The organism is Peptoniphilus phoceensis (assembly GCF_001517665.2).
GTDB lineage: Bacteria > Bacillota > Clostridia > Tissierellales > Peptoniphilaceae > Peptoniphilus_A > Peptoniphilus_A timonensis.
In genome coordinates, this window is the sequence record NZ_LN999808.1 from 393,595 (window position 1) to 407,861 (window position 14,267).

13 protein-coding genes are annotated in these 14,267 nt (G+C 32.8%); 7 read left to right on the forward strand and 6 right to left on the reverse strand.

What is annotated here, in order from left to right; all coding sequences use genetic code 11:
- The 5 genes from clpP (at window position 1) to BN3657_RS03910 (ending at window position 5,838) form a co-directional block, all read left to right on the forward strand.
- Window positions 1-585, forward strand: coding sequence for an ATP-dependent Clp endopeptidase proteolytic subunit ClpP (gene clpP, locus BN3657_RS03890; protein WP_019138950.1), 585 nt, complete (start codon window positions 1-3; stop codon window positions 583-585).
- An 8-nt stretch (window positions 586-593) separates the two neighbouring features.
- Window positions 594-1,811 carry an ATP-dependent Clp protease ATP-binding subunit ClpX gene (clpX, locus tag BN3657_RS03895; protein ID WP_019138949.1) on the forward strand — a complete coding sequence of 406 codons (1,218 nt, stop codon included), beginning with the start codon at window positions 594-596 and terminating at the stop codon, window positions 1,809-1,811.
- A 46-nt stretch (window positions 1,812-1,857) separates the two neighbouring features.
- Window positions 1,858-4,191 (forward strand): endopeptidase La, encoded by a 2,334-nt coding sequence (gene lon / locus BN3657_RS03900; RefSeq protein WP_062551861.1) that lies wholly within the window; start codon window positions 1,858-1,860, stop codon window positions 4,189-4,191.
- On the forward strand, window positions 4,178-4,783 hold the full coding sequence (gene yihA / locus BN3657_RS03905) for a ribosome biogenesis GTP-binding protein YihA/YsxC (RefSeq protein WP_019138948.1): 606 nt from the start codon (window positions 4,178-4,180) through the stop codon (window positions 4,781-4,783). Before lon ends, yihA begins: the two co-directional genes overlap by 14 nt.
- Window positions 4,784-4,974: 191 nt before the next feature.
- The gene (locus tag BN3657_RS03910) at window positions 4,975-5,838 is read left to right on the forward strand and encodes a DUF1002 domain-containing protein (protein WP_062551862.1); all 864 of its coding nucleotides are present in this window, start codon (window positions 4,975-4,977) and stop codon (window positions 5,836-5,838) included.
- A gap of 92 nt (window positions 5,839-5,930) precedes the next feature.
- On the opposite strand, the gene BN3657_RS03915 is transcribed toward BN3657_RS03910, so the two are convergent.
- Window positions 5,931-6,449: a nitroreductase family protein gene (locus BN3657_RS03915; protein ID WP_062551863.1), complete on the reverse strand. Its 519-nt coding sequence runs from the start codon at window positions 6,447-6,449 to the stop codon at window positions 5,931-5,933.
- A 465-nt stretch (window positions 6,450-6,914) separates the two neighbouring features.
- On the opposite strand from BN3657_RS03915, the gene BN3657_RS03920 reads away from it, so the two are divergent.
- Window positions 6,915-7,577: an S-layer homology domain-containing protein gene (locus BN3657_RS03920; protein WP_019138945.1), complete on the forward strand. Its 663-nt coding sequence runs from the start codon at window positions 6,915-6,917 to the stop codon at window positions 7,575-7,577.
- A 101-nt stretch (window positions 7,578-7,678) separates the two neighbouring features.
- On the opposite strand, the gene BN3657_RS03925 is transcribed toward BN3657_RS03920, so the two are convergent.
- The 5 genes from BN3657_RS03925 to BN3657_RS03945 are packed head-to-tail and all read right to left on the reverse strand — an operon-like array spanning window position 7,679 to window position 12,589.
- Window positions 7,679-9,118, reverse strand: a complete 1,440-nt coding sequence (locus BN3657_RS03925) for a bifunctional metallophosphatase/5'-nucleotidase (RefSeq protein ID WP_062551864.1) — start codon at window positions 9,116-9,118, stop codon at window positions 7,679-7,681.
- On the reverse strand, window positions 9,115-9,927 hold the full coding sequence (gene phnE, locus BN3657_RS03930) for a phosphonate ABC transporter, permease protein PhnE (RefSeq protein WP_062551865.1): 813 nt from the start codon (window positions 9,925-9,927) through the stop codon (window positions 9,115-9,117). Before phnE (BN3657_RS03930) ends, BN3657_RS03925 begins: the two co-directional genes overlap by 4 nt.
- A gap of 1 nt (window position 9,928) precedes the next feature.
- Entirely contained in the window at window positions 9,929-10,750 is an 822-nt protein-coding gene (gene phnE, locus BN3657_RS03935; protein WP_062551866.1) for a phosphonate ABC transporter, permease protein PhnE, read from the reverse strand.
- Window positions 10,747-11,511: a phosphonate ABC transporter ATP-binding protein gene (gene phnC, locus BN3657_RS03940; RefSeq protein ID WP_062551867.1), complete on the reverse strand. Its 765-nt coding sequence runs from the start codon at window positions 11,509-11,511 to the stop codon at window positions 10,747-10,749. The genes phnE (BN3657_RS03935) and phnC overlap by 4 nt, the downstream gene beginning before the upstream one ends.
- Before the next feature lie 40 nt (window positions 11,512-11,551).
- A complete protein-coding gene (locus tag BN3657_RS03945) occupies window positions 11,552-12,589 on the reverse strand; it encodes a phosphate/phosphite/phosphonate ABC transporter substrate-binding protein (RefSeq protein ID WP_062551868.1) in 1,038 nt (345 codons plus the stop codon).
- Window positions 12,590-12,781: 192 nt separating this feature from the next.
- On the opposite strand from BN3657_RS03945, the gene rlmD reads away from it, so the two are divergent.
- Window positions 12,782-14,110 carry a 23S rRNA (uracil(1939)-C(5))-methyltransferase RlmD gene (rlmD, locus tag BN3657_RS03950; RefSeq protein WP_062551869.1) on the forward strand — a complete coding sequence of 443 codons (1,329 nt, stop codon included), beginning with the start codon at window positions 12,782-12,784 and terminating at the stop codon, window positions 14,108-14,110.
- Window positions 14,111-14,267: the final 157 nt, after the last annotated feature.

Here is a 14,267-nt window from a genome sequence, read left to right on the forward strand (position 1 = left end):
ATGGCACTAGTGCCAATGGTAGTAGAACAAACTAATAGAGGCGAAAGATCTTACGACATTTACTCAAGACTTTTAAAAGATAGAATTATTTTTGCAAGTGGCGAAGTAAATGATACTATGGCAGATTTAATTGTTGCCCAACTTTTGTTTTTGGAAGCTGAAGATCCAAATAAGGATATTCAACTTTATATAAATTCACCAGGCGGATCTGTTTCTGCAGGCTTTGCGATTTATGACACTATGAATTATATAAAGCCAGATGTATCAACAATTTGTATTGGAATGGCAGCATCTATGGGTGCATTTTTACTTGCATCAGGTGCTAAGGGTAAGAGATTTGCTCTTCCAAACTCTGACATTATGATTCACCAACCATCAGGTGGAGCACAAGGTCAGGCAAGTGACATCCAAATTAATGCTGAAAAGATTTTAAAAATTAGACATAAATTAAATGAAATTCTTGCTGAAAGAACTGGTCAAGACCTAGAAAAAATCGAAAGAGATACTGATAGGGACTACTGGTTAAATTCTGAAGAAGCAAAAGATTATGGTTTAATCGATAAAGTTATTGAGAAAAGATCTTGAGGTGAGATATGTCTAATACAGATGAAATTTTAAGATGTTCATTCTGTGGCAAAACGCAAAACCAAGTGAATAGATTGATTGCTGGACCTAATGTCAATATTTGTGATGAGTGCATCGAAAGATGTCACACAATCTTAGAAAATGAAGTTCCCCAAGAAATGAAGAAGGACTTTGAATTAAAAAAGCCTGCTGAAATAAAAGAAATCTTGGATCAATATGTGGTTAAGCAAGAAGATGCCAAGCGTGCTCTTGCTGTAGCTGTTTACAATCACTACAAGAGAATTTCATCAAATAGGAAGGTTAGCAGCGATATTGAACTTCAAAAGTCCAACATTTTAATGATTGGACCAACTGGTTCTGGTAAAACTTTGCTTGCACAAACTCTTGCTAGGCTTTTAAATGTTCCCTTTGCTATTGCCGATGCAACTACTCTCACTGAAGCTGGTTATGTTGGCGAAGATGTTGAAAATATTATTTTGAAACTTATTCAAAATGCTGATTACGACATTGAAAGAGCAGAAAAAGGAATTATTTATATTGACGAGATAGATAAGATTGCTAGAAAATCTGAAAATGTATCTATCACAAGAGATGTAAGTGGCGAAGGAGTTCAACAAGCTCTCTTAAAAATTATTGAGGGGACTGTTGCCAATGTGCCACCACAAGGTGGAAGAAAACATCCTTCACAAGAATTTATTCAAGTTGATACCTCAAATATCCTATTCATTGTTGGTGGAGCCTTTGACGGAATTGACAAAATTATAGAAAATAGGACTGCAAAATCTTCTATGGGCTTTGGTTCTGAAATCATGGATAAGAAAGCTAATAGAGAAAATATTTTGCAAAAGGTAGAAACTGAAGACCTTTTAAAGTTCGGTCTAATTCCTGAACTTATAGGTAGACTACCTGTTACTATTACTCTTGAAGAATTAGATGAAGAGGCTTTAGTTGAAATCTTGACTAAGCCAAAGAACGCTCTAGTAAAACAATATAGAGAACTTCTAAAGTTTGACGATGTTGATTTAATCTTTGATGACGAAGCTTTAACTTATATTGCAAGAAAGGCAATTGAGAAAAAGGCTGGTGCAAGAGGATTAAGAGGCGTTATAGAAAATACTATTATGAATGTCATGTACGAAATTCCTTCAAGAGATGACATCAAAGCAGTAAAAATAACAAAAGAATCAGTAGATGGAACTGAAGCTGCTGAATTAATAAAAAAATAAATAAATAATTAGCCGTGCTTGCCACGGCTTTTTTAGAAGGTGAAAAATGGATAAAATAAAATTACCACTTATCCCACTTCGAGATCTAGTTATCTTTCCCCACATGGTCATGCACTTTGACTGTGGGAGAAATATTTCTCTTAATGCAATAGATGCAGCAGAAATGAAAGATTCCAAAATATTTTTGGTAGCTCAAAGAGAACTAGAAGTAGAAGAACCAAAGAGAGAAGATATCTTTGAAATTGGGACTGTGGCAACTATAAAACAAATTTTAAAACTGCCTGGTGGAATTGTGAGAGTATTAGTCGAGGGCGAAGAAAGGGCAAAAATTTCTGAACTTAATATCACAGAAGAAATGATAGAAGCAGAGATAGAAATTCTTCATGACAAGGAAAGTGACTTTAAAGAAGACGAAGAAGTTGAAGCTGCCCTAAGACTTGCCCTTAGTGATATAGAATCTTATTCATCTCTAGATGAAAAATTTTTCCCAGGTCTTATTTCAAATATTGCTGATACTGATGACCCATCAAGATTTATTGACACAGTTGTGGGATATTTGAATTTAAAATTGGAAGATTATCAAAAACTTTTGGAGACAACAGACATTTATGAAAGACTTGTTGCCTTTCATGAGGTTATGAAAAAGGAAATTGAAATTCTTTCCATAGAAAAAAATATAAACGACCAAGTGAAAAAGAAAATGGACGAGGTCCAAAAAGAATACTACTTGAAAGAACAACTAAGAGTTATTCACAAAGAACTTGGAGATGGAGAAGATGAGGAAGAATTAACTGAATCTTATAAGAAAAAAATCGAAGAAAAAGCACTTCCTGAAGAAGTTAAGGACAAAGCACTAAAAGAAGTCCAAAAACTTAGCAATTTGAATTCACAATCTCCAGATTATTCTCTTTTAATAAATTATCTAGACTGGATAATAGATCTTCCTTGGCTTGAAAGTGGAGAAGAAAAAACTAATATCAGCGAAGCTAGAAAAGTTTTAAACGAAGATCATTATGGACTTAAAAAAGTTAAAGAGAGAATATTAGAATTTATTGCTGTTAGAATTTTGTCTGGCAATAAGGGAAGAGGACCTATACTCTGTTTAGTTGGACCTCCTGGAGTTGGGAAGACTTCAATTGCACAGTCAATTGCAAATTCTCTAAATAAAGAATTTGTCCGCATGAGCCTTGGTGGAGTGACTGACGAAGCAGAAATTAGAGGTCACAGAAGAACTTATATTGGAGCTCTTCCTGGAAGAATTATATCACTGATAAAAAAAGCTGGAAAAAACGACCCTGTATTTTTATTTGACGAAATAGATAAGGTAGGAAATGATTTTAAGGGAGATCCTGCTTCTGCCCTTTTAGAAGTTTTGGATCCTGAACAAAACAATTCCTTTACAGACAGATATTTAGAACTTCCCTTTGACCTATCAAAGGTATTTTTCATAGCCACAGCTAACTCCACATCAACTATACCAAGACCTCTTCTTGATAGGATGGAAGTAATCCAAATAGAAGGATATACTCCTAATGAAAAATTAAATATTGCAAAAAAATATTTAGTTTCCAAGCAAATCGAAGAAAATGGACTTAAAAAAGAAAATATAAATATTTCTGAAAGAGCCCTTAAAGACATAATAGACTATTACACTCGTGAATCTGGAGTTAGAGGACTTGAAAAGCAAATTTCAAAGATAATAAGAAAATCTGCCCTAAAAATAGTAGAAGAAGACTTGGAAAAAGTTTCTGTATCTACTAGAAATATAGAAGACTTCCTTGGAGAAAAAATTTATTTAATATCTGAAGCAGAAAAAACTCCTGAAGTTGGTTCAGTTAATGGACTTGCATGGACAGAAGTAGGTGGAACAAGTCTTGTAATAGAAGCAACTGTTATGCCAGGAAAAGGAAAATTAACCCTAACAGGTTCTCTTGGAGATGTAATGAAAGAATCAGCCATAGCAGCTATTTCTCACATTGCATCTAATATAGATAAATATAAAATTGATCCGGACTTTAGGACAAATACAGATATACACATCCACGTTCCAGAAGGAGCTGTGCCAAAAGATGGACCATCTGCGGGGATTACAATTGCAACTTCAGTCTTGTCTGCATTGACCAAAAAACCTGTGAAAAATGACGTTGCCATGACAGGAGAAATTACCCTAAGAGGAAAAGTTCTTCCAATTGGCGGACTAAAAGAAAAACTTTTGGCAGCTGAAAGATATGGAGTTAAAACGGTAATAATTCCAGAAGAAAACAAGAGAGACTTAAAAGAAATTGAAGAAGAAGCTATTAAAAAATTAGACATAAGACCGGTTTCTAAATTTGAAGAAGTTGCAGAGATTGCGATAGGTGATTTTAGTGAAGATAAATAAGGCTGACTTAGAAAAAGTTGCAGTAGAAGAAAAACAATATCCCAAAGAAAATTTGCCAGAATTTGCCTTTGCAGGCAGATCCAATGTTGGAAAATCATCTTTTATAAATGCAATGCTAAATAGAAAAAATCTTGCAAGAACATCATCCACACCAGGGAAAACTAGAACAATAAATTTTTACAAAGTGAATGATGACCTGCGTCTAGTTGACTTACCTGGTTATGGATATGCAAAAATTGCAAAATCAGAAAAAGAAAAATGGGCAGGCATAATCAATAGATATCTTGAAAATAGAGAAAATCTTTTAGAAACAATATTGCTTGTGGACATTAGACACGAACCAACAGCCCTTGATAAACAGATGTATGACTATATTTTAGATTCAGGATTTTCAGGAATAGTTATTGCAACAAAAAAGGACAAAATAAAAAGATCTCAAGTAGATAAACAAATTTCTCTAATAGCAAAAAAATTGGGAGTAGAACACAGAGAAAACATAATTCCTTTCTCCTCAACAAAAAAAGACGAAGTCCAAGATATGTGGTTTATATTTGAAGATATGATTAGATTTCATGAAGAAAATGAAGAATAAATTACGATTTAAAGAGCTGGAAGACCGGCTCTTTTTTCTTGTGAATATAATTTAGAATTATAAGATAAAAATTCTCAAAGAATAAAAAACAAAATTTTAAGAAATTCTTAATAAGTGACAGATAAATTTCACATACTTTTTAAGTATTATTCATATATAATTGTTATGATAATAAAAAAATGGAGGATGTTATGAAGATAAGAAATAAATTTATTGTGCTGGGACTTTCTCTTGCCCTACTTCCTAGCTTTGTTTTTGCTAAGGAAGGCGATGAAATTGTAACTCTTGGTAGAGATTTAAAAGAAAATCAAAAGAATGAAATGCTTCGTGAAATGAATGTATCTGATGATGCAAAAATAATAGAAGTTACAAATGCAGAAGAATATAAGTATCTTGGAGATGTTTTGACTTCAAAAGAAATTGGAAACAAGGCAATTTCTTCAGCTATTGTCAGATATCAAAAAGCTGGCAGTGGACTCACTGTTGAATTATCTGACAATATAAGAGTTGTAAAAGAAGATGCTTTTATAAACGCTCTTAACACTGTTGGTGTCGAAGATGCAGAAATTTATGTAACTGCACCTGGAAAGGTAAGTGGTACAGCAGCTTTGACGGGAATTTTAAAAGCCTATGAAGAAAATACTGGAAAAGAATTGCCAGAAGATTTAAAGAAAGTTGCCAATGAAGAATTAGTAGTACAAACAAAACTTTCTGAAGAACTTGGCGATGAAAAAACAAATGACATCATATATGAAATCAAAGATGCCATGGCGAAAAATATGCCAAAAGATGAAAATGAAGTAAGGCTTATAATTGAAAATGTGACAAATAATTACAATATTAATTTGACAAAGAACCAAGAAGATAAGTTAGTTAGTCTTTTTAACAATATGAAAAATGCTGATGTGGATTGGAATAGACTTGCAGATACTGCCGTCAAGTACAAGGATAAGGCTTCAAAATTTTTAAATTCTCCTGAAGGAGAAAAAGCAGTAGAAAATACAAAGAGTTTCTTGGATAAATTAATAGATTTTATAGTAAGTTTATTTAAATAAAATGTGTAGATTCACCTTTTTTAGGTGGATCTTTTTTTAGTTTTAATAAAAATAAAAAATCCGAAATTAATCGGATTTTCTTTCAGCTTAAATTAAAATTCGTTATAGTGAACTTTTGAAGATATATCAAATTCTTCGTGGTCCTTTGTTCCTGACTTCTTATAACCAATAGGAATTAGGCATTGTGCTTTGTATGGTTTTTTTACTCCAAAGTTTTCGGCAAAATATTCTTCGTAAGAAATTTTTCCTGCTGTGTTTCCTTCTTTAACATTGATCCAAGAAGATGATAGCCCTTCTTCTTCTAAAAGAAGTTGCAAATAAGCAGCAGTTAGTGATGCTTCTTCAACCCAAGTTTTGCAAATATCTGTGTTTGCAATAACTATTACAATTACTGGAGCGTCTTTTAGATAAAGAGTGGCAAAAGAATCCATATTGGATAATTCTTCGATTCTTTCTTTATCATCAACTACAATAAATTCAACTGGGTGAGAATTTCCGTTACTTGGTCCCATAGATGCGTACATTAAAAGTTCTTCTAACTTTTCTCTATCAACTTCTTTATCTTTATATTTTCTAACACTTCGTCTTTTTAAAATTATATCCTTTAACAAAATATCACCTCTAATACATTTTAACATAAAAAAACAAAGAGTGTAATCTGTGAAAAGATATTCATAATTATTTTAACATAAAAACAAAAGCAAGATATATTCAGATAGAATAGCCATAATTCTAAAAATAAAATATTCTGAAAATATTTTCATAAAAGCATTGACAAAATAAAATATCTAACGTACAATATACATGAAGTGAAAACTTCATCATCTTTTTTCTTCCCTTAGAGAACAGTTATAAATGTACATAATCTGTTCTCTTTTTATTTGCAAATTTTTTAATGTTTATTTAATTACTAATAAATATAAATTATTTTGAGAAGAGATATTGCAAAGATAAATTATAAGTCGAACGAATGTTGCAGGAGTATTACAGGGAAAAATTCTTTGTAACAGAAACTTAAAATAGAAAGTCTGTTAAATGATAATAAATGATATATAATAAGAATGAAGGTGATAAAGATGAAGATTTTTAAAAAGACTTCATTGATCATTATCTCCTCAGCATTGATTTTGACAAGCACTGTATCTGCGAAAACTTTTAGAGACACAAGAGGTCACTGGGCTGAGTCTTCTGTAGATTTTATAACAGATAAGAGAATTATGTCTGGTTACCAAGATGGGACTTTCAAACCGAATGAAAACATGTCAAGAGTAGAGTTTTATGCCACTATAAATAGTTTAGCTGGCTATGACAAAACTTATACTGTCACTTTTTCTGATGTAAGTACATCTGATTGGTTTTATAGTGATGTAGCTAAGGGCATAAAGGCAGGTTACATTAAACCAACAACTGGTAGGTTAAATCCAAATAGGGAAATTACAAGAGAAGAAGTTGCAGAAATTCTTGGATATGTATATTCGCTATCACCGAAAGAAGGTTCTACAAATGAGTTTGGCGACAGGGCAATGATAAGCCCTTCGGCAAGAGGATATGTAGGTGCCCTTGTGGACACAGGCATTTTGAGGGGTTATTCTGACGGTAACTTTTATCCTACAAGATCAATTAGGAGATCTGAAGCTGCTACGCTTTTTAGGTCGATGATTTCTAATTACAACTATCCACAAAAGAAAGCGCTAAATAATAGCAAAATTAAATTTGGTGGCAGAAATCTTTACGAATAAGACAGGAAACTGTCTTATTTTTTTGCCTTTTTTTAAATAATTTTTCTAAACTGGTATAAGTAAATATCCAATAAAAAAAGAGCCTTTAAGCTCTTTTTGTTTTATAGATTTCTAAAGTAATTTAAAAGTATTTCTGTTACTTCTTTATCGTAATTTTTTAGGACTTTTAAGTCCTTATACATATTGAAACCGCCGGCACCTGTTGCTCTGTAGTTATTCATGACAAGGGAAAATTTATCGCTATCTTTTATTTCTTTTCCTTTAAAAAAGATTTTGCCTATTCTTTTTCCCACTTCTTTTGTGAGGTCTTTTTCATAGTCAATTCCATAGAAAAAGTCAAAGTTGTAGTGTTCTTCTTTTGGTTCTAAAAACTTCTTTGATACTTTGTAACTTCCATCGTATTCGATATATGAAAAGTTTTGTTCTAGGGCATCTCTTAGTGTTTTGCCGTCGATTTCAAGTACTACTGTTGTGTTAGGAAATCTATATGTGTTTAGGACATCTCTTGTGGTCAAGTTTTTCTTTAAGCCTGATATTACATTGGCAAAGGATGTTATGGAAATGTCTGCACCGGTGTATTCCAATTGGATTTTATTTATTAGGTCTGACAAGTCTGATCCTTTAAGTGCCATTTTAATTCTATCTTCTGGCATGTAGTCACGGCTGAGTTTTGCTATTGGAAGGTCTAAATAGTCCTGAACTTTTTTTTCTATGTTTTTATATTTTTTTATTAGAGGATTTTCTCCAAGTTTAGCTTCTATAAAAGAAGAATTTATTTCTTTTGTGTCAAAATCAACTTCAACAAGGGCTGCTTTAGCACCGTTTGCTGGTGTTTCTATGGCAAGAGTATTATTTATTTTTCCTGCAAGCTCCATGTGTTGGTGACCAGCTAAGATTATGTCAAAGTCCAATTCTTTTGCAATTTTTCCACCAATATTTTCTGTTGTATCTGTTAGTTTTTCTCCACTTTCAAGGTCAATTTCATAACCGCCGTGATATATTAAAATGTTTAAGTCTGTTTTTTCTCTTTTTAATTCTTCTAGAACTTTTTTTGCTTCTTCAAAGGCATCTCTTATTTCAAAGTTTTTTATGTTTTCTTCTCTTTCCCAGAGATTCACCCAGTCTGTGACTATTCCTGCAAATCCGATTTTATAGCCGTCAATTTCTTTTATTGCATAAGGGTCAATTTTTATTTTGCCTAGTTTGTCTTTTACATTGGCACAAACAAGTTTTCCCTTCATGTTTTCGATATAAGTTTTTAGGTATTCGTAGCCGTAGTTAAAATCGTGATTGCCCAGGGTATAATAGTCTACATTTTGCATGATGTCTGCTATTATATCTGAGTTTAGGTTTTCTTTTACAAAGTAGTCAAAGGATGAACCTTGGAGAATGTCGCCTCCGTCTGTCAAAATTACATGTTCATCTTTTTCTATATTGTTTAGGAGTGAAAGGTAAGCTGTTTCTTTAATCTTTCTATCTAGATAATCTGTTGGGAAAAAATATCCATGCAAGTCTGAGGTGTGAATTATTTTTAATTTCATTTTTCACCTACTAATCTTGCTCTAATTTTTGTTGAGAAATATTCTATAAATAAAACTAGGATAATAAGTCCCAAGAGTATTGCTCCAACTTCTTGCCATTTGTAAGAGTTTATGGCAAACATAAGTGGTGAACCAATTCCACCAGCTCCAACTAGTCCAAGGACTGCAGCATCTCTTAAATTTATGTCAAAACGATAAATTGTTGTTGATGCAAAGTTGGCAAAGAGTTGTGGAATTATTCCAAAGCGAATTTTTTGGAAAGTTGTTGCACCAATTGATGAAAAAGACTCGAGTATTGCCTTGTTTAAATTCATAATGTTGTCTGAAAATAATTTTGTAAGCATGCCAATTGATGTGAAAGACATGGTCATAAGTCCTGCAAAGGGACCTGGTCCTGTTACTCTTATAAACATAAGACCGTAAACTATTGATGGTATTGTTCTTATTAGAATAATAAGAAGTCTTACTAGATATGCAATTGGAGCTGCAACAATATTTGATGATGCTAAAAAGCTAAGTGGCATGGCAATTATTGCGCCAACAAGTGTACCCAAGAAAGCTATACACATAGTTTCAAGTAATAGGTAAGGGACACCTTTTGTTGTTAGGTTAAATAGCATTTCTTTTTTTGGATTAAAAATTCCTTTTATAATATTTTTTGCAACTTCTGTTCCATCTTTTGTTGCGGATTCAAAATTTATTACAGAAGATGACCAAATTATCATAAAAAGGACTATAGCCACAATCATTATTATATAGCCACGATTTTTTGGTTCTTGTTTTAATTTTTGTATTACTTTTTCTGACATATTAATTCAACTTTCTTCTAAAGTAGGAGCTGATATTTTCTATGATGAACACTGTTATAAGTAGCGTCAAAAGAATCATTCCTACACGGTTGTAGTCTCTCCAGTTAATGTTTTCGTTAATAAGAAGTCCTAAGCCACCGGCTCCAACATAACCAAGGATGGCAGCGTATCTCACGTTACCTTCAAAGTTATAAAGGGCAGTTGATAAATAGAAGGGTAAAATTTCTGGCACAATAGATTTAAAAAATGCCATTACCCTAGTAAAGCCCATTGATATCATAGCTTCAAAGGCTCCCATATTAACTGTCTCTATTTGTTCATAAGTTAGTTTTCCAACATAAGAGAAGGAAAATAAAAATATGGCAACTGTACCTGCAAAGGCACCAAGTCCAAAAATATATGTTGCTATAAGTGCAGATACAAGAGTTGGAATGGTACGAAGAATAGAGAATAATAATTTAACTATCCAATTTATGACCTTGTTTTTCACCATGTTGTTTGAAGCCAAGAAAGCAAAAGGCATAGCCAAAACTGCTCCCAAAAAAGATCCTAAAAAGGACATTTTTATTGTGTCCAAAAGTGGTCCTACAACTGAAGGAAAGTAGGAAAAGTTCGGCTTAAACATTGGAGATAAAATGGCAAAGAGCTTGTGAATATTTTTAGCAAGTGTTGCCAGTGAAAAATTTGTTACTCTTACAGAAAGAATGGTAAAAAGAAGCAAGAGAATGAGAACAGGAATTGTCAAAGTTGGATACTCATAAACTTCTTTTCCAGACTTTAGAATATGTTTTTTGGGTTTGAAAATTTTGTAGTAGAGGCTCATATTTCCTCCATTTTTATTTCTTCAAAGGAATCTCCATAAATAGATTTTAAAACGGAATCATCTACATCTTTGGCAGGACCGTAATAAATTACTTCTCCATCACGAACACCAAGGACCATTGTCGCATATTCAAGGGCAAGTTCAACGTGGTGGATATTTAAAAGAATTGTTATTCCAAGATTTTCGTTAATCTTTTTAAAATAATCCATGACTTGTCTTGCAGTAACTGGGTCAAGACTGGCAACTGGTTCGTCAGCAAGAATAATACTTGGGTTTTGGACAAGTGTCCTTGCAAGGGCAACTCTTTGTTGTTGTCCACCAGATAAGTTGTCAGCTCTTTCAAAAGCTTTGTCAAGAATATCTACTTGTTCAAGAGCTTCAAGTGCTTTTACTTTACACTCTCTTGGGTAAATTCCAAAAAGTGATTGGATTGGGTTTAAATCAGGGACAAAGGATGACATAACATTTTTTATGACAGAAATTCTTTCTACTAGGTTAAAAGATTGGAATATCATACCAATATTTCTCCTAAATTTTCTAAGGTCTTTTCCCTTTAAACTTTTTACATCAACACCATCAACTGTGAGAGTCCCTGCATTTATGTCGTGCATCTTATTTATAGTTCTAATTAAGGTAGATTTGCCGGCACCAGATCTTCCTATTATGGCAACAAATTCGCCATCATCAATAGTTAAATTAATATCTTTTAGGGCTTTAAATCCACCAGGATATACTTTATCTACATTCTTAAATTCAATCATAATTCTCCTCATAAAAAAGAGCTTCTACTGAAGCTCTTTCTTAATTTTTAAGTTCTTTTAATAGTTTTTGTGCTTCTCTTTCGCCATCGTAGTTTTTATCTTCAGCAGCCTTGTAACCTTCGTGGCTGTAGATTGCGATGATATCTTTTCCTTCTTCACTTTCACCGATTTCGATGAAGGAATCTTGAAGAGCTTTTTTGAATTCGTCAGTCATAATTTCTGAGTTCTTAGATACTGAAATTGTGTCATTGTAAATTTTATCAGTAACACCAATTACATTTGTTTCGTCCCAGATTGAAGCAGTTTTTCCGAATTCATTTTGCCATTTTTCTGCATTGTCCATTCTCACATCAGCAAAACCAACCATAATATCAACTTGACCAGAAGCAAGTCTTGCCATAGAAGATGGATAAGAGTCAGCTTGAACAACAGAAGGAAGGTCAGTTAGGCCCTTTTCATAATTCTTTTGTAACCAAAGGTATGGGTAAATATATCCTGCAGAAGAAGATGATCCCATTACAGACCATTTAGCACTTGAAAGATCTTCCCAAGTTAATTCTTCTCCATTATTTACTTTTGCAGCAAGTTCCTTACCCTTTTCAGTAGGTCCAGCAATTATTAAAGCTCTGTAGAAATCAACTTGTTCTTCAGCTTTGTCTGTAGGCTTTTTATCATTCCATTCTTTTGGATCATCAGATTCAATTGAAAGTCCCTTTCTTGTTGCAGTTAAAAGAACTTCAGCACCATCATCGTAAATTGCATAAGTGCCACCAGGGATAAATCCAACATCAACAGAACCAGCACTTAGAGCTTCACCAGTTGATTCATAGTTTGTACCAACTGTGATATCAATGTTTTTAACATCGTATCCTTTTTCAGCAAGCTTAGTCTTTAAGATTTCTTTAAGTGGTTCAGTCTTAGTTACAATTTCATCTGGTTCCCTAGAAGGAACAAATTGGATTTTTAAATCCTCAATTACATTACCATCTGCATCTGCTGTAGCTTCTTTTTTGTTGCCGCCACAAGCAGTAAGAGTCATTAGCATTGCAAGTAGCAATACCAACCATGTTTTTTTCATTATAATACCTCCAATAAAAATCTGTGGGGTTTTTGCCCACTAACAAAGTCTTATCAAATGTATTATACCAAATAAAACAAAAATATATATTAAAGTCTCATAAAAAATATAAATATTATCCATAATTTTATTAATTTATTAAATTGAGGGGGTTCATATAATTTGATATAATTTTCCTAAAGGAGTGAGCTAATGAGCATTATAGTTAAAATAGATGAATCAAGATTTCCCAACATATCAAGGGGGAAATTTGAAGATAGAAAATACGAATTTAAGGGAGGAATCCTAGGTCAAAAAGTAGAAATAAAAGCAAGAGGCAGAAGGTCAAAAAAAGCAAAACTTTTAAACATAATAGAAAGATCTGTCATAGAAAAAGGAAATCCCTGCCCACGCTTTGAAAAATGTGGCGGCTGTACTTATCAAACACTAAAATACGACGATGAAATAAAATATAAAAAAGAATTAATAGAAAAACTATTTGAAGAAAATGGAATTAAAAGACAAATAGAAATAATTCCATCACCAGTCCACAAATATTATAGAAATAAAATGGAATATACCTTTGGCGACGAGTACAAGGGTGGACCTCTTTCCCTAGGACTTCACGTAAAAAATAGATTTCATGAGATAATTAACACAACAGACTGCAATATTGTTGACTCTGACTTTAATACAATAAGAGCAGAAATAAGAAACTACTTTGAAGAAATTGGAGAAGTACAATACAACAGAAAAAGACACGAGGGATTTTTGCGTCACCTTTTAATAAGAAAGGCGACAAAAACTGGAGAAATTATGATTTTGCTTGCAACATCTAGTCAAAGCGAACTAGATAGAGAAGCATTTATAAAATTCTTACTCAACTTAGATCTTGAAGGAGAAATTGTATCAATTTATCACGTAAAAAATGATGCCTTATCAGATGCCATAGTTCCAGAAGAAATGAATTTAATTTATGGAAAGGATCACATTGAAGAAGAAGTACTAGGACTTAAATTTAAAATAAGTCCCTTCTCATTTTTCCAAACAAACACTAGATCCGCAGAAGTTTTGTACAAGATGGCGAGAGAAAAAATTGACGCAAAAGATAAGTTGGTTTTTGATCTCTATTCAGGAACAGGAACAATCACACAAGTCTTGGCTGAATCAGCAAAAAAAGTTATTGGTGTAGAAATAGTAGAAGAAGCAGTAGAAGCAGCAAGAGAAAATGCCAAACTTAACGGGATCGACAATGTTGAGTTCATAGCATCAGACGTTCTAAAAGTTTTAGATGACTTGGATAAAAATCCTGATCTAATAGTCCTAGACCCACCAAGAGAAGGAATAAATCCAAAAGCAATAGACAAAATAATAGACTTTGACCCAGAAAAGTTCCTATATATATCATGTAACCCTGTAACCTTAGTTCGTGACCTACAAGTATTTGAAGAAAGAGGATATAAAATAGAAGAATTAGAAATAGTAGACCAGTTTCCAAAAACATCTCATGTGGAGACTATAGCGTTGATACAAAAGATGTAAATTTAGAAATCCTGCATTTTAAGCAGTTTTATAAGCATTTTGTCTTCGATAAAGATGAAGAAGGATACGTCAAAAAGACCCAAAAAAACTACATGGACGTAAGAGTAGTTTTACAACTGGTATGAGGAGACACAAAGAAAATATAATAAGAGAAAAC